The organism is Vibrio sp. 1CM23M, from assembly GCF_023161755.1.
Taxonomy (GTDB): domain Bacteria; phylum Pseudomonadota; class Gammaproteobacteria; order Enterobacterales; family Vibrionaceae; genus Vibrio; species Vibrio coralliirubri.
On record NZ_JALNTR010000002.1, the window covers coordinates 798,367 to 813,236 of the forward strand.

Annotated in this window: 16 protein-coding genes; 8 read left to right on the forward strand and 8 right to left on the reverse strand. The window is 44.2% G+C overall.

All coding sequences use genetic code 11. The features are described 5' to 3' along the window. Nucleotides 1-3: 3 nt before the first annotated feature. Nucleotides 4-1,191, reverse strand: a complete 1,188-nt coding sequence (gene proV, locus MSG35_RS08875; RefSeq protein WP_048614446.1) for a glycine betaine/L-proline ABC transporter ATP-binding protein ProV — start codon at nt 1,189-1,191, stop codon at nt 4-6. A gap of 641 nt (nt 1,192-1,832) precedes the next feature. Here proV and MSG35_RS08880 point away from each other — a divergent pair. Continuing rightward, on the forward strand, nt 1,833-2,570 hold the full coding sequence (locus MSG35_RS08880; protein ID WP_248383714.1) for an HAD-IIB family hydrolase: 738 nt from the start codon (nt 1,833-1,835) through the stop codon (nt 2,568-2,570). Nucleotides 2,571-2,610: 40 nt separating this feature from the next. Here MSG35_RS08880 and MSG35_RS08885 read toward each other — a convergent pair whose 3' ends face one another. The 3 genes from MSG35_RS08885 to MSG35_RS08895 all read right to left on the reverse strand — a co-directional run bounded on the left by MSG35_RS08885 (nt 2,611) and on the right by MSG35_RS08895 (nt 6,527). Beyond that, on the reverse strand, nt 2,611-2,823 hold the full coding sequence (locus MSG35_RS08885) for a TIGR02450 family Trp-rich protein (protein ID WP_017068050.1): 213 nt from the start codon (nt 2,821-2,823) through the stop codon (nt 2,611-2,613). A 141-nt stretch (nt 2,824-2,964) separates the two neighbouring features. Next, nucleotides 2,965-5,412 carry a molybdopterin guanine dinucleotide-containing S/N-oxide reductase gene (locus tag MSG35_RS08890; RefSeq protein ID WP_248383715.1) on the reverse strand — a complete coding sequence of 816 codons (2,448 nt, stop codon included), beginning with the start codon at nt 5,410-5,412 and terminating at the stop codon, nt 2,965-2,967. 20 nt (nt 5,413-5,432) lie between these two features. Beyond that, nucleotides 5,433-6,527, reverse strand: a complete 1,095-nt coding sequence (locus MSG35_RS08895) for a NapC/NirT family cytochrome c (protein ID WP_248383716.1) — start codon at nt 6,525-6,527, stop codon at nt 5,433-5,435. 316 nt (nt 6,528-6,843) lie between these two features. Between MSG35_RS08895 and MSG35_RS08900 the strand changes: the two genes are divergently transcribed. After that, on the forward strand, nt 6,844-7,119 hold the full coding sequence (locus MSG35_RS08900) for a nitrogenase-stabilizing/protective protein NifW (protein ID WP_019824239.1): 276 nt from the start codon (nt 6,844-6,846) through the stop codon (nt 7,117-7,119). A 135-nt stretch (nt 7,120-7,254) separates the two neighbouring features. Further along, complete coding sequence (locus tag MSG35_RS08905; RefSeq protein WP_248383717.1) at nt 7,255-8,379, forward strand: M14-type cytosolic carboxypeptidase; 1,125 nt, start codon at nt 7,255-7,257, stop codon at nt 8,377-8,379. 139 nt (nt 8,380-8,518) lie between these two features. Here MSG35_RS08905 and MSG35_RS08910 read toward each other — a convergent pair whose 3' ends face one another. Both MSG35_RS08910 and MSG35_RS08915 read right to left on the reverse strand, forming a co-directional pair. Further along, entirely contained in the window at nt 8,519-8,875 is a 357-nt protein-coding gene (locus MSG35_RS08910) for a hypothetical protein (protein ID WP_048609429.1), read from the reverse strand. A gap of 231 nt (nt 8,876-9,106) precedes the next feature. After that, nucleotides 9,107-9,733 carry a LysE family translocator gene (locus MSG35_RS08915; protein ID WP_048609428.1) on the reverse strand — a complete coding sequence of 209 codons (627 nt, stop codon included), beginning with the start codon at nt 9,731-9,733 and terminating at the stop codon, nt 9,107-9,109. 209 nt (nt 9,734-9,942) lie between these two features. Between MSG35_RS08915 and MSG35_RS08920 the strand changes: the two genes are divergently transcribed. The 3 genes from MSG35_RS08920 to MSG35_RS08930 all read left to right on the forward strand — a co-directional run bounded on the left by MSG35_RS08920 (nt 9,943) and on the right by MSG35_RS08930 (nt 12,081). After that, the gene (locus MSG35_RS08920) at nt 9,943-11,181 is read left to right on the forward strand and encodes a DEAD/DEAH box helicase (protein WP_248383718.1); all 1,239 of its coding nucleotides are present in this window, start codon (nt 9,943-9,945) and stop codon (nt 11,179-11,181) included. A gap of 248 nt (nt 11,182-11,429) precedes the next feature. After that, nucleotides 11,430-11,651, forward strand: a complete 222-nt coding sequence (locus MSG35_RS08925) for a hypothetical protein (protein WP_017057116.1) — start codon at nt 11,430-11,432, stop codon at nt 11,649-11,651. Between the two features lie 127 nt (nt 11,652-11,778). Then, entirely contained in the window at nt 11,779-12,081 is a 303-nt protein-coding gene (locus MSG35_RS08930) for a thiamine-binding protein (protein WP_017065764.1), read from the forward strand. 59 nt (nt 12,082-12,140) lie between these two features. Here the strand turns inward: MSG35_RS08930 and MSG35_RS08935 are convergent, their stop codons facing one another. Continuing rightward, nucleotides 12,141-12,308: a hypothetical protein gene (locus MSG35_RS08935; protein WP_248383719.1), complete on the reverse strand. Its 168-nt coding sequence runs from the start codon at nt 12,306-12,308 to the stop codon at nt 12,141-12,143. Nucleotides 12,309-12,417: 109 nt separating this feature from the next. Continuing rightward, nucleotides 12,418-12,681, reverse strand: a complete 264-nt coding sequence (locus MSG35_RS08940; RefSeq protein WP_081090123.1) for a DUF1289 domain-containing protein — start codon at nt 12,679-12,681, stop codon at nt 12,418-12,420. Between the two features lie 188 nt (nt 12,682-12,869). On the opposite strand from MSG35_RS08940, the gene MSG35_RS08945 reads away from it, so the two are divergent. Both MSG35_RS08945 and MSG35_RS08950 read left to right on the forward strand, forming a co-directional pair. Next, nucleotides 12,870-13,316 carry an META domain-containing protein gene (locus MSG35_RS08945; protein ID WP_004734625.1) on the forward strand — a complete coding sequence of 149 codons (447 nt, stop codon included), beginning with the start codon at nt 12,870-12,872 and terminating at the stop codon, nt 13,314-13,316. A gap of 383 nt (nt 13,317-13,699) precedes the next feature. Further along, nucleotides 13,700-14,866: an ABC transporter substrate-binding protein gene (locus tag MSG35_RS08950; protein ID WP_017060323.1), complete on the forward strand. Its 1,167-nt coding sequence runs from the start codon at nt 13,700-13,702 to the stop codon at nt 14,864-14,866. Nucleotides 14,867-14,870 lie beyond the last annotated feature (4 nt).

The window sequence follows — 14,870 nt, forward strand, 5'->3', positions numbered from 1 at the left end:
GATCTACCCCTTATCCAATGTTTGTAACAGTCGTGACTTAGTCACCACGCCAAAGTAATTACCTTGCTCATCCACAACAGGCACTGAGTAAGGAACACCACCAACTAGGCCAAGCACATCATTGATTGGTAAATCAGGGTTCAGCGTTAATCCATCATCGAGCTGCGCGCTGACGAGTGATTTGTTCTCTTTGTGAGCTTTACGAAGCGAGTCGATAGAGACAATGCCGGAGTAACGGCTGCTCTTCTCAACTACGATGCCGTACTCGCGGTCGTTATCCATCAAAATTTGCAGAGCTGACGCTGGGCCATCGTGTTCTGATTTTTTAAATACCGCAGCTGGCTTCTTACGCGCAATGTCTTTCACAGTAAGTACGCTTGCTACGTTCACACCGCGGAAGAAAGCTTCGACATAATCGTTCGCTGGGTTATTAAGAATATCGTCTGGAGTACCGACTTGAACCACTTCGCCATTTTGCATAATCGCAATTCGGTCACCGATACGCATTGCTTCATCCAAATCATGCGAGATAAAAACAATGGTTCGTTTATCGTCATTTTGAAGGCGAATAAGCTCATCTTGCATTTCTGTACGAATCAAAGGATCGAGCGCCGAGAACGCTTCATCCATCAACAAGATATCTGGGTCACATGCTAGTGCACGAGCCAAACCAACACGCTGCTTCATACCACCAGATAGTTCATCTGGGTAAGATTCTGAATATGCGCCAAGGCCAACACGTTCAAGTGCTTCAAGTGCTGACTGCTTTCGTTGCTCAACTTCAACACCCGCAAGCTCTAGACCAAATGCGGCATTCTCGATGACCGTCATATGCGGCATCAAAGCGAAATTTTGAAAAACCATGGAGATGTTGTTGCGGCGGACTTCGCGGAGTTCATCTTCTGAGATGTGGGCAATGTCTTTGCCTCGAAGAAGCACATTGCCTTTGGTAGGTTCGATCAAGCGGTTAAGAAGGCGTACTAGGGTCGATTTGCCAGATCCTGACAGTCCCATTATGACGAAAATCTCGCCTTCTTGAATACTAAGAGAAACATCGTTAACGCCGATCGTTAGTCCTGTTTCTTCGAATACTTTATCTTTATTTGCGCCTTCATTAATCATTGTAAAAGCACGGTCGGTGTCTTCACCAAACACCTTGTACAGTCCCTTAACTTCCAGTATGGGATCCATGTAATCTAATCCTTTCTCAGTTATTTAAACTTAAAAATGGTTATTTAAACCCGAAAAACAATTAGCACTCTAAGTAATTAGCACATGTAAATCAAGGAGCTTCGTTCGGTAAAACAAGGCGACAGACCGAAACCAGACAAGTAACAACAAGAACAAAAAACAAGCAAAAACATAACAAACTACTGATAAATAAAGGGATAAATTAGACGGATGCACGATCAATATTATGTGTTACTTAGTCGTAGATTATTGAATATTAATTTTACATTAGAGCAATTAATAGGCTGAATGAACCAACAAAAGCCGCAATTAGTTCGTGCACAAATAATTCGAAGGCGAACTATTTATTAAGCTTTCATGATGTTTCCGAGGCGAAAGTTCGCTCGGTAGAAAAGATAAGATCAGCTCTCAATCTCTACCTAAAAACCAAAGGTCAACCGGCTAAAGTCAGCGAGTTGAAATCAACCTTTTAGACCAAGAATTTTAATACATCACACCAAATGTGATACTTGCTGCAAACTCTTAATTGGTGATTATCTAAGCTGGACTTCAACTTGTAGAGTGCTCATTGCTGAGCCATTCTTTATAAAAGAAATACGCATTTTCCCGTGACGAAATAGAGAAAAAGACAAGGAATTCGAATGATAAAAATGTTGGTGTGTGACTTTGACGGTACGCTTGATGGAGGCTCATCTCACGGTGTTAACCAGCTATTTGATTACCTCACAGAACAACCTGATATTCGTTTTATCATTGCGACAGGAAGAACTCTGCCGTCAATTCGTGTTGGGTTGGCGTCTGATAACTACCCGAAACCACACAGCATTATCAGTGATGTTGGCACTAGAATTCATCACGATCACTCCCAAAAACCCGATCATGTTTGGCACAATCAATTAGAAGCGTCGTGGAACAAATCAAGGGTAGAGACGGCTCTCGCGCCCCTTGATTTTATGGGTGAACGTATAGAAAACCATCAAGGCGATTACAAGATCACCTTTGAAGGAAAGCTTTCAGAGCCTCAACACGAACTGATTGAATCTCGTTTGGAGATGCACGGTTTAGATGTTCACCTGACTTACTCTCATGATTGGTACTTAGATATCACACCAAAAGGCGTTAACAAGGCGACTGCGATTCACCACCTACTCGAACAACACGATTTGAGCGTTGCGGAAGTGTGCGTCGCAGGTGATTCAGCTAACGACACCTCAATGCTCACCATTGAAGGAGTAAACTCGATACTGGTTGCTAACCATTACCCAGAGGTTGCTCACCTATCGGATAGAGACAACGTATACACGAGTAGAGCAACACATGCTGAGGGTGTCTTAGAAGGCCTTAAATACTGGCAAGGGCGTGCGGCAGCGGGTAATTAGAAATAAGTAGAGGTGACCGACTGCTCCCTGCTTCCTATCCTTATTTCCAACCGGGAAGCCAATGATCCTTGTCGGTGAGATCCCGCCAGTTGATGTCTTCCTCACGTTTGGTCATCACCGCTTCTATCAAACAACGAATGACCTCCCCTTCTTCAAACTCGACCTCTGTGACCATAAAGTGTTTTTCTTTCTTTACAGGGCTAACGGCCGTCCATTTACTGCGAAGTAGTTTCTTTGGATTGATTCGATTCATGATCTTATTTCTCGCTTAGATGTCATTGATTATTATGGATTGTCTAGCCGACACTGAGTAATAGTCTTCATCGCAAGAAAAGGATCAAAAAAAGCCAGCGATTAGGCTGGCTTCGTTCAGTGAGCTATTTCTTGTTAAAGATTAGCCGTTTTTAGGTGGATCAAATGCCGTGAGTTCTAATACTGGACCTGTGTATTTTTCAATCTTCACAAGCGCAGAGTTTGCAGCACAGCCATTCGCCAAACGAGAAGTCGGGATATCCAACGTAAGCACGTTACAGCCACCGTTTTTACATAGACCTGTATCTTTATCTAAATCAGGCCAACCGCCTTCATGGATACATACAGCGCCTTGTTTGATGCCATCAGTCACTAATGCACCAACCAGTACTTGTCCACGATCGTTGTATGCACGAACCAAGTCACCCGTTTTGATGCCACGTGCTTTCGCGTCTTCTACGTTAATTGAGATAGGCTCACGGTTACCGATCGCATACTCTTCACGGATCTTCGCGTAGTTAAATTGACTGTGTAGACGGTGCGCAGCGTGCGCTGTCATCAACTGAAGTTCATCACTTTTCGCTTTACCGAAGAACTCAGTAGGCTCAATCCATGTTGGGTGAGCAGGGCAATCAGCAAGCTTGTAACCTTCAATGGTTTTAGAGAAGATCTCAATTTTACCACTTGGCGTACCTAGCGGGTTCATCACTGGATCCTTACGGAAGTCAGCATGACGAACAAACTGTGCCGCCTTCTTGTTGTACTTCATTTCAATAAGCTGGTTATCATCCCAGAACTTACCAAATTTAGGCATACGAACACGTGCAGATTTACCTGCTTTTTGTGCCGCATCGTAGAAGCCTTTCAACCATGCCATTTCGTCTTTGCCTTCAGTGAAGACATCACGGCCACCCGCTTTGATCATCTCAGACATGTCTGCAAATACATCGAAGTCATTACGCGCTTCACCTTGAGGTTCAACCGCTTTCTTCATTGGCACTAAGTGTTGATTACTGTAGTCACCTGTCATCGTCATATCATTACGTTCAAACGATGTAGTAATTGGCAGAACAATATCCGCGTGCTTAGCAGCGGCTGTCCAGTAGATTTCAGAGATAACCACAAGTTCAGGTTTTTGCCACGCTTTGATCAAACGGTTGGTGTCTTGGTGATGAGTGAAGTTACCACCGCCCGCCCACCAGATCATTTTCAGATCTGGGAATGTCAGTTCATGGCCGTTATGCATGTATTTTTTGCCTGGATTTTCCAATGCTTCCGTAATACGAGCAACAGGGAAGCTGTTCACCGCGCCTGAAACTGCCCAGTCATTACCAGCAGAAGAACCGCCGCCGATTGAAGCTGAAATTGCAGGTAATACACCAGCATCGCGTGTTGGGTTACCACCATTAGAATAGTGATAAGACAGACCGAAGCCACCGCCTGGCAGACCAATCTGACCAAGCATTGCTGCGAGAGTCACTACCATCCAGTGGCGTTGCTCACCGTATTGTTGACGCTGAATGCCCCAACCAGCCATAAGCATGGTGCGGTTCTGACTAAAGATATCAGCAAGTAGCTCAAGTTGTTTCGCAGGAACGCCTGTGATCTCTTCAGCCCATGCTGGCGTCTTTTCAACACCGTCTTCTTTACCCATTAGGTACGCTTCAAACTTGTCGTAACCGCTGGTGTATTTACTTAGGAATTCAACATCGTGCTTACCCTTCTTAACTAAAGAGTGTGCGATACCCATCATCATTGCGACATCGGTCATTGGGCGCGGTGCAATCCACTGAACTGCGTCACCAAAGAAATCGATCGTTTCTGAGCGCATTGGGTCGATAGCGATGATTGTCTTGCCAGACTTCTTAAGTTTATGAAAGAACTCTAGGCCTGAACAGTCGGTTGAACTCCATGCAATCTTAAGCGTGTTCATTGGGTTCATACCCCACAACACAACAACGTCTGAGCTCTCTAGTAACACAGGGTGAGTGGTTTGTTGTTCATAAACTTCGATCGATCCCATTACGTGCGGCATGATCACTTGAGCAGCTCCAGTTGAGTAGTCACCTAAGTGACCTGAGTAACCACCAGCCAAGCTCATGTAACGTTGTAGTAGCGTTTGTGCTTTGTGCAATACACCACTTGAACGCCAACCGTAAGAACCCGCGAATACAGATTCAGGGCCATTCTCTTTACGAATACGCATGTGTTGTTCGTGGATCAGCTTATAGGCTTCATCCCAAGACACTCGAACGTATTCATCTCCGCCACGAGTTCCTGTTGGATCGGATGGGTTATCTAGGAAGCCTTTACGTACCATTGGGTATTTGATACGAGCTTTGGTATGGACCTGATCAGGACCTGTCGTTTGTAAACTATTTGGCACTGTTTGTGCCAGTGCATTAGTAGTCGACACTAACTTGCCATCTTTTACTTCACACAGCATAGGTCCCATACGACCCGCTGTTAATACACCTTTACCACGCTTGTTTGCAGCCGACGCTGTCATTGGCGTTAGCGACGTAAATGCCAGCGCACCAGCAGCCATGCTTGTTCCTTTGAGGAATCCGCGACGAGTAATATCTGCCATAATTATTTCCCTTTTGTTTCTTAGTGGCCAGCCACATCTTTTGCGTGGTTCTGGAAGTATTTAGTAAGAAGTTCTAAATCTTGGTCTGAAATGTCAGTTCTTTCGCCCATGCCTTTTGCAACGGGGCCCCAAGCATTAACGGTGAAGTGGTTCGCGCCAATTTTTGCGTGGCATGTCGAGCAGTAAACGTTGTCGAGTTCTTCAGCGTAATCCCAGATTGGCTCGAGTGAATCCAGTACAGGCACATCAACGTTCGCGGTTAGCACCGCCGTTCGCCATTCATTGCCGTACGCATCCGTTTTAAAATCACCAACTTCAAGGCTCTGTTGCCCTTGGTCTGTCAACATCGCAACGATTGAGCGTTGACCTTCGCCGTAGTAAAGCACCTGTTCTGCACCCTTCATTTGGTAAGCATGCAACTCGATTTTGCGCTCAGTACCTTCAACACTTTTCACATCTAGGCGTGCCGTTGGATTGATAGTGCCAAGGTCGCCAATACTGATAGTTTGAGCTGAGTACACGACGTTAGCATTTGGGTCTGTTTTCTCAGTGAATGCCATCAAGTTGTCGAACGCTTCACTGTCCATCTCTGGCTCTGGTGCAAAGTGAGCAACACCTTTGTGGCAGTCGATACACGTCTGATTATTCTCTTGCCCGTACTCATGCATTTTCGCCGCATCTGCAGATTGCTCGTAGCTATCCATCGCATCGAAGGTATGGCAAGAGCGACAAGTAGCAGAATCACTTTCACGTAGTTGAGCCCAAACGGTTTCGGCCATCGCCATACGGTGCTCTTCGTATTTGTCTTCGGTATCAATTTTGCCAGTCACAAACTCGTGATAAATGTCTTTAGACGCACGAATCTTGGTGATTACGTAGTCAATTGGGTCGGAAGGAATATGACAGTCAGAACACTCAGCTCGAATGCCTTTTGCATTGCTGAAGTGGATTGAACCTTCATATTCTTCATAAGGGATTTGCATTGTGTGGCAAGAAGTACAGAACTCAGTGCTCGATGTGTAGTGCATAACGGCAGCAGTACCGCCCAGCGTTAACCAGCCAATACCTATACCGACAGCAGCAATAAGAGCGATATATCGTTTTTTAATAGACATATTTAGAAATCATCTTCAACAATTAGTAACAATTGCGATCAGGATAATACTTTAGGGTTAGTCACTATTGATTCACGTCATAAATTGTCTTTATTGATAATAAAGAAAGTGAGCAATGAGACTTCAATACAACTCACTTATAACCATGACTGCGCAATCAATTGGTTTAATATTCATAAAACAAATAAAGCTAATCTCATTTATAAAATTCAACTAAGAATAACTACACGCCTTCCTACTTAAATCGCACTAAAATCAAGATAAGGAGTAATTAACACGCCTATAATATTTGCAAACTTATGGCATTGAATTAGGTATGAACCAAACAGAATTCCAGCAAAAAATAGCGAGTTTCACCTCCATCGAACAAGCGCTTGATTACTTTGAAATTGGGTTTGATAGCAAGTTCATCGAGCAAAACAGAATCGAACTCGTTAAACGATTTAATGGTTATCTGATTCTTGCTAAACCCGATGATTGGTTCTCAGGAAGAAGAGCGCTGAAAAATGCTTATTGTAAGGTTCAACGCAGCAAGTTAGATCGCCACACGCGTTCTGCCTGTCGTGGGTGTACCACTTGCCAACGTCGATAGGTTGGAAGTACAGTTCAAAATAGAGAACTAAAAAGTAGATAGTTGAAATAACATCTCATTACGATTTAGTTAGTGGTTTGCTCGAAAAAAAGTGTGCTAGTCTTACGGCAACTCAACTACGAGATAAAAACTACAATGAAAATTTTCAGCAATTTCGAAAGCGGCAACATTCACGTCGTTTCAGCAGATTCACCACAAAACATTCAACTGACTATCCCAGCAGACTACCAGACTGAAATCTCTCAGTGGTTCCACTTCCGCTTAGAAAGTGAAGCTCAACAAGCTCACCACTTTGAAATCGGTCAACTGGCAACGTCTGCCTACCCTGAAGGCTGGAAAGATTACGATGTGGTTGCATCGTATGACCGTGAAGAGTGGTTCCGTATCCCATCTCAGTTCGATGGCGATACATTAAGCTTCGATATCATCCCTGAACACGATTCAATGTACTTCGCGTACTTCGCACCGTACTCATACGATCGTCACCAAGATCTTCTGCACAGTGCTCAAACGCACCCAGCTTGCAAGCTTGAAACTCTAGGTCACACACTAGACAACAACGACATCACTTTGCTAACTATCGGCGAGCCAAGTGAAGAGAAGAAAAATATCTGGGTTATTGGTCGCCAACACCCTGGCGAGACTATGGCTGAATGGTTGATCGAAGGTCTACTTCAACGCCTACTTGATGAAACGGACACGGTAGGTCGTTCACTGCTAGACAGCGTTGTGTTCCACGTTGTTCCTAACATGAACCCAGATGGCAGCATCCGCGGCCACCTACGTACTAACGCGATTGGCGTAAACCTGAACCGCGAATGGCAATCACCTTCTATGGAACGCAGCCCAGAGGTATTCCTTGTTCGCGAGCGTATGCTAGAAACGGGCGTTGACCTGTGTCTAGATATTCATGGCGACGAAGCGATTCCATATAACTTTGTCGCGGGTAGCGAAGGTACACCTTCTTACAACGAGCACATCGCGAAGCTAGAGAACCACTTCAAGCAAGCACTGCTCACTATCACGCCAGAGTTCCAAGATGAATTTGGTTACGATAAAGACGAACCGGGCAAAGCGAACATGACAGTTGGCACAAACTGGATTGGTGAGCAGTTCAAGTGTTTAGCTTACACCGTCGAGATGCCATTTAAAGATCACATCAGTCACGCTGACGAACTTTACGGCTGGTCTCCAGAGCGAAGTGTCGCGTTTGGTCACGACATGCTAGCTGCGGTTTGGGCTACAGTAGACGAGCTATAGAGTCACTAAGCTCTTTAATTTGTCCATATATCTAGCTTGATAGATAGAACAAAGCCCAGCACTTGTGAAAGTGCTGGGCTTTTTAATCTCTGCTTAGAATGAGCGATTTGCGCCTTAAGGAATCTAACGTCAGTCGCTTTTAAGCCACTCTTAAGCTTGCAAAAAATACCGGGTATCTTTGCCTAATATGCCTTTGTTCAGACACCATATCTTTGAAGCTTGGGCCTTGTGATAACTGAACGATCACTTCATCGCCCTCTTGTCTCAATACAGCACCACTAACATCGATACTGTTATTGTCATGCAACCTCAAGGTGCCAGCCATTGAAAAGCCACGATAAACCGGAATGATGTTACGCATCATCAGGCGTACACCCTTTTCAGAAACTTCACTGACATGAAAAAGCTCATCCTTAATTCGCATCACCGGGCGTGCCTTTTGAGGGTACTTTAAGCGGTAATATTTGCGTTTCTGGGTGAATGAATCTTCACGCATTAGTGACTCCCTGTCTCTGTTATTTCGGTCAAGCAATAGACTGTAGCTTCAATTGGTTCTAAATAAACACATTTACCAAATTGATGGCTAATTATTATATCGACTTTCCGAGCTAATGCTTTAGAGATTTATACAGAGAAACACGGATTGCTTAGCATTCACTTAAAAATGAGAACTGAGTCGGATATGAACTGAGCCAGTAGCTAAAGATCCAATTCTTCGCGTCGCACCCTAAAGCTGAAACAATGCCAACTGAATGCTGAAGCCCACGAATAGAATCCCGCACACAATGTTCATCATTTGCGAGGTGCGCTTTTGAACTAACAAGCGCTTAAAGGTATCCGCCATTAAGATCACAACCAAGAACCACATCGACACCACTGACGCTTGAATTGCACCGAGTATCAAACTGTCTGTCACAATCGCATCTGTTGAAACAAATTGAGGGAATATAGAAAGATAAAACAGGACAATTTTAGGATTCAGTAGATTAGTGAGAAGCCCTTTGAAAAATTGGTTATAAAGCTTACTTCCCGATGCACTGACCACAGAGAGCACGCCCTCTTGAGCACGCAGTGCCGCACGAAAATGGTTATACCCAAGCCAGACAAGATACAAAACCCCAGCCCACTTTAGCCCTTCAAAGGCCATGGGAGTGTTCGACAATAATAGGCTTATGCCGTTGGCCGAGATAAAGGCGTGAAAAAAGAAACCACATGACACGCCCAACACGTTCACAAATGCGAACAGCTTCCTTTGAGTTAAGGCTGTGCTTAATACCAACAGCGCATTTGGGCCCGGGATAATGGCAATAAAAAACACGATAACAATAAACAGCCAGATACTGTCCCAACTCATTTCGATCTCATTTCATGAACATTTTTAGGGCGGACATTGTACGTCCATTCAGTCCCATTACAATATGATAAACGCTTAATTATCGCGTATGGCTAACAGACATAATTCACGCGTATAATGAATGTGTTTATCGTCTAACATACAAAACTGATTCTCTAACATTTGTAGCCCTGTTAGACTCCACCTCCCTTTTGATACTTGGTTCATTTATGTCATTTGCTAGCCTAACCCTTAACGCAAAAACCGTTTCCGCGCTCCCATCTCAATTCAATAAGCCGACAGAGATACAGCAAGCGGTAATTCCTACCATTATTGCGGGGAAAGACGTACTTGCATTGGCTCAAACGGGCAGCGGTAAAACATTGGCATTCGGCTTACCTTTACTGAATAACATCAACCAAGATGTAAATGAACTGCAAGCACTGATCATTGTTCCAACCCGTGAACTTGCATCTCAAGTGACCAAATCTTTAGAGCCGATCGCGACAACGCTCAATATCAAATTGGTAACGCTAACGGGCGGCGTGAATACTGATGATCAACAGCAACAATTATCGACTAAACCACAATTAGCCATCGCCACACCGGGCCGCTTACTTGCTTTAATCAAAAGTGGTGAACTGGATGTAGCTCAGTGTTCATCATTGGTTCTTGATGAAGCCGATCGCCTGATCGACATGGGCTTTTGGCCAGATATTCAAGCGATTACTGCAGCACTACCGAGCAAACGTCAGTCACTGCTGTTCTCTGCGACACTTCCGCCCGAATTAGTAGGGCAAGCTGAAGAGCTTCTTTTAAACCCAGTTAAAGTCACGACACATCAAGAAAACAGCGTGGTCGCGACTATTGAAGAAGCCCTGTACTTAGTCAACAAAGGCAGTAAAGCTCAAGCGCTCATCGCCCTACTCAATCAACACACATGGCCGCAAGTATTGGTATTTATTGGCGCAAAAGACAATGCCGATGCATTAACCAAACGATTGAATAAAGCCAAAATCAGCGTGAGTGCGTTACATGGAAATAAGAGCCAAGAAGAACGAGAGCAAACATTAGAAAGTTTCAAAAATGGCGAGACTCGTGTGCTTATCGCCACCGACGTGATGGCTCGCGGCATCCATATTGATCAGCTGCCTGTCGTGATTAATTTTGATTTACCTACACACTCCGCAACTTACGTACACCGAGTTGGTCGCACAGCAAGAGCAGGAAGCACTGGTTGCGCTATCTCTCTGGTTAGCCACAGCGAAACTGACTACCTGAATGCAATTCGTACTCTGACCAATAAGCCTCTTGTGCTACAAGCATTAGAAGGTTTCCCTGTTACAGACAAACCTGCATCTGAAGCCACAGCTCGCAAACGTCCACCTAAAGACAAAATGGCTAACCGAAGAACCGCAAAGAAGAAAAGTGCTAAGCAATTTAAGAGCAAGCCAAGTTCTTCGAAATAGCCAGTTCTTCAAAATAACCATAGAAAATCGATTAGCCCAGTTTGTACTGGGCTTTTTATATGCAATCAGATGTAAAATCACAACCTATCGACTCAGACAAAATGCCAACTTAAATGACACTTTTGTGAATTATGATGCCAACGTATTGATTCTTGGTTGCTCAAAAAAAATACTCTTAAATCACGTTGACGCCCCTATGTCTGGCAACTAGATTTTTCTATTAGTGTCTACAACAGGAGGTCATTGAAATGAAACGTGCTAGCTCTACATATCGATTACAACTGATTAAGGAAGTGGCAACCCGCCGAGATCGTCAACGTTCCAATGACCCGATGGCAAACTACATACAAACCCTAATAGATAATAAAGATGATTGTGATACTTCGGTTGAACGCAACCAGAGGTTCAGTGGCAGTCATTTTGATGAGCACATAGGTGGTTGGGTAAGTGACCACTGGGGTAACAAGTAGGACAACGAGAGTAATCCAACCAGCATAACCGCTGTAGAATTCGTCTCCGCATTAACCTATCATCTGCAACAATTCCCTATCCTAGAGTAAGCAGAAAGTGTCTGAGTTAAAAAGAGAAAAAGAAGTGATGGTTGCCTTCCAAGTGATACCTCGCGTTAAAGAAGGCAACAACTTCGAAGTGGTTGATAAAGCCATTGAAGTTGTGAAAGCTGCCGATGTGCCTTTCCAAGTCGGTGCGATGGAAACCACGATGAAAGGTGAACTCAACCAATTACTCGATATTGTTAAAAAAGCTGAACAAGCTTGCTACGATGCAGGGGCAGTAGAAGTGATCACAAACATTAAGATTCACAGTAAAACCACCGAGGCCGATGATACATTTTGCACGTACCATCGCGGTGTAACGAAAGCGAATCACATGTTTGTTTAATCACATTTTTGTTTCTGAAAACTGAGCTTTAAGAAAGACTCTGAAGAAAACCAGTGGTGTTATTGGAAAGGCATGTCTGAGAGGTGAGAAAGGATTTCCATTCGTTCTTCTTCTGACATCGAATGCCAATCACGCGGAGTCTCTTCAGGGGCATCTTTCGCCCCGATCGGTTTTCGGTCCAATGCTTTGACTGGCTCTTTTTTGAGTTTTACGTTCTTTTTATTCATACCGACACCACTCCTTCAGGTACAAAGGTACCTACCTTAATATTACACCCCAACCATTATGTAAAGTAATAGTTACTTCGGAGTTAAATAAAATCTAAATACTTCCTCTTTAGCCAAAAAGATCTCTTTGGGGACTTGTATTTCCCTCTTCATCGACCTGCTTACCAACCAAGTTTTTTTGCTTCATTATTTTTCTTCTATAGCGCTGGCGACACAGCTTTATCACGTGCAATTGTTCTGACGGTGTCATCGACATCCAATTAAAGCGCTCTTCTCTTTTGCGCATACAACCATTGCAATAGCCTTTGTCATCGCTTGAACAAACCCCAACGCAAGGGCTTGGAACTTGGAAAAACTCTAACTGCTCCACCATGCCTCCTTACACATTCAAAATTACGCTTACTCTCTCAAAAATAAGCGATTAATTTGTCGCCTAGCTCATGGAATCCATACTAAACTATGACCTTATACTGACACATATAGTGTTTTGTAAACTATACTTTGAACCCATCAAGTTACACTTATTCGGTAACTTCGTTCTTTCCTTTGGAGCCTTATAATATGAAGTTTAGTTCAAAAAAATTACTAGCAGTAGCCGCTTTACCTATGATGCTAGCAGCATGCACAACAACAGGTGACAACGCGATGCAAGTAACACCAACCGATCTACAGCACCATAATTGGGAACTTGCGCAAATTGATGGCAAGGACATTGTGAAAAGCGAAGACCAAGCAGCTCCTCGTCTAGAGATCGGCGAAAAGATGACTGCAAACGGCATGGCTGGTTGTAACAACTTCTTCGGTCAAGGCGAGCTGAAAGACGGTCAATTCCGTATCAAGCAAATGGGCATGACAATGAAAATGTGTCACGGCTCTGCGATGGAAATCGAACAATCAGTTTCTGCTACTCTAAGCGAGTGGAGCGACGTAACGCTAACAAACGATACACTAGTACTGAAAAACGATGTACACACGCTAACGTACACCATTCGTGACTGGGTAAACTAATCCGTCATCGAAACCAAATATTGATTAAAGGAGCCTGATGGCTCCTTTTTTATTGCCTGCTTGCCCACACTACTTCTTCAAAATTGACGCTCATCGCCGACTTTTCGTACCAACCTCCAATAAACCTCAAAAATCTCTCATTTAGATGCAATAAATTCAACGGTTCAGCGGTCTGTTGCTAGGATGGCAAAAGCCTAGAGTCTGTCGAGTTTTCGAGATGATTACATATCGAACAAAACTCAACCGCGAACTCCCTGCTTGTTCTCAAGTAATTGATTGAATTTACTGTTGAATTAGAATTTATTTCAGAAACAGATAGAATAACTATTAGGGAGTTTGAAAATACAATGCTCTTGCCCGTTCACTACCAAATGGAAAAGTTTATGAACAAGATAGTAAGTACGTTAGGAATCATGGCAACCGTTGCATACAGCGCAACCATTTATGCTGATGAAGCAACATCCACCGACAGCTGGAACCAAATAGAACAGCAGGCAGAGGGAGAAACTGTCTACTTTCACGCTTGGGGCGGAAGCCAAGAGATCAATCGTTACCTACAGTGGGCAGGCAAGAAATTACAAAGTGACTACGGTGTCACGTTGAAGCATGTGAAAGTAACCGATATTGCGGAAACCACCACTCGACTGCTCGCTGAAAAAGCAGCAGGAAAGAACAGTGAAGGCAGCGTCGATATTGTCTGGATCAATGGCGAGAACTTTCGTTCGATGAAAGACAACGCGCTATTGTTTGGGCCATTTACAGAATCACTTCCAAATTGGCAGTATGTCGATAAGTCTCTGCCAATTGATGTTGACTTCTCAGAGCCTACGGAAGGCTTAGAAGCACCGTGGGGCGTGGGACAACTGGTGTTCATTCACGACCAAGAAACACTGCATAATCCACCACAATCGTTCTCTGAGATGTTGAGCTACGCTCAGGCTTTCCCGAACCGCTTAAGCTATCCTCGCCCACCAGAATTTCATGGCACGAGCTTCATTAAATCACTACTGATTGAACTAACAAACAATAACCCTGCGCTGGCTCAGCCGGTTTCAGAAGACAACTTCCAAGAAGTGACGGCACCACTTTGGGCTTACTTAGATAAATTCCATAAAGTGGCGTGGCGCGGTGGCAAACAATTCCCAGCAGGCACATCGGAAAGCATCCAACTTCTGGATGACGGACAGATCGATCTCGCGATTACGTTCAATCCAAACTCTGTTTATTCAGCACAAGCCAGTGGTCGCTTAGCCGAAACCACTAAGGCTTATGCTCTAGAAAGCGGCGCTCTATCTAACATTCACTTCCTTGCGATTCCTTGGAATGCCAATGCAACCGCAGGTGCTCAAGTGACCATTAACTTCTTACTGAGCCCAGAAGCACAGTCTCGCAAAGGTGACCTCAATGTTTGGGGCGATCCTTCGGTTCTGAGCAGCAAGTACCTCACTGGCAGCGCTAAAAACACCCAGCAATTTAAATCGGTTGATGAACCACACCCTAGCTGGCAAAACGCGCTCGAGAAAGAGTGGCTTAAGCGATACGGTAACTAGTCTT

Bases quoted from the DNA above. Each gene is read 5' to 3' on its own strand.
- proV (WP_048614446.1), bottom strand. From the start codon at position 1,191: ATGGATCCCATACTGGAAGTTAAGGGACTGTACAAGGTGTTTGGTGAA.
- MSG35_RS08880 (WP_248383714.1), top strand. From the start codon at position 1,833: ATGATAAAAATGTTGGTGTGTGACTTTGACGGTACGCTTGATGGAGGC.
- MSG35_RS08885 (WP_017068050.1), bottom strand. From the start codon at position 2,823: ATGAATCGAATCAATCCAAAGAAACTACTTCGCAGTAAATGGACGGCC.
- MSG35_RS08890 (WP_248383715.1), bottom strand. From the start codon at position 5,412: ATGGCAGATATTACTCGTCGCGGATTCCTCAAAGGAACAAGCATGGCT.
- MSG35_RS08895 (WP_248383716.1), bottom strand. From the start codon at position 6,527: ATGTCTATTAAAAAACGATATATCGCTCTTATTGCTGCTGTCGGTATA.
- MSG35_RS08900 (WP_019824239.1), top strand. From the start codon at position 6,844: ATGAACCAAACAGAATTCCAGCAAAAAATAGCGAGTTTCACCTCCATC.
- MSG35_RS08905 (WP_248383717.1), top strand. From the start codon at position 7,255: ATGAAAATTTTCAGCAATTTCGAAAGCGGCAACATTCACGTCGTTTCA.
- MSG35_RS08910 (WP_048609429.1), bottom strand. From the start codon at position 8,875: ATGCGTGAAGATTCATTCACCCAGAAACGCAAATATTACCGCTTAAAG.
- MSG35_RS08915 (WP_048609428.1), bottom strand. From the start codon at position 9,733: ATGAGTTGGGACAGTATCTGGCTGTTTATTGTTATCGTGTTTTTTATT.
- MSG35_RS08920 (WP_248383718.1), top strand. From the start codon at position 9,943: ATGTCATTTGCTAGCCTAACCCTTAACGCAAAAACCGTTTCCGCGCTC.
- MSG35_RS08925 (WP_017057116.1), top strand. From the start codon at position 11,430: ATGAAACGTGCTAGCTCTACATATCGATTACAACTGATTAAGGAAGTG.
- MSG35_RS08930 (WP_017065764.1), top strand. From the start codon at position 11,779: ATGGTTGCCTTCCAAGTGATACCTCGCGTTAAAGAAGGCAACAACTTC.
- MSG35_RS08935 (WP_248383719.1), bottom strand. From the start codon at position 12,308: ATGAATAAAAAGAACGTAAAACTCAAAAAAGAGCCAGTCAAAGCATTG.
- MSG35_RS08940 (WP_081090123.1), bottom strand. From the start codon at position 12,681: ATGGTGGAGCAGTTAGAGTTTTTCCAAGTTCCAAGCCCTTGCGTTGGG.
- MSG35_RS08945 (WP_004734625.1), top strand. From the start codon at position 12,870: ATGAAGTTTAGTTCAAAAAAATTACTAGCAGTAGCCGCTTTACCTATG.
- MSG35_RS08950 (WP_017060323.1), top strand. From the start codon at position 13,700: ATGAACAAGATAGTAAGTACGTTAGGAATCATGGCAACCGTTGCATAC.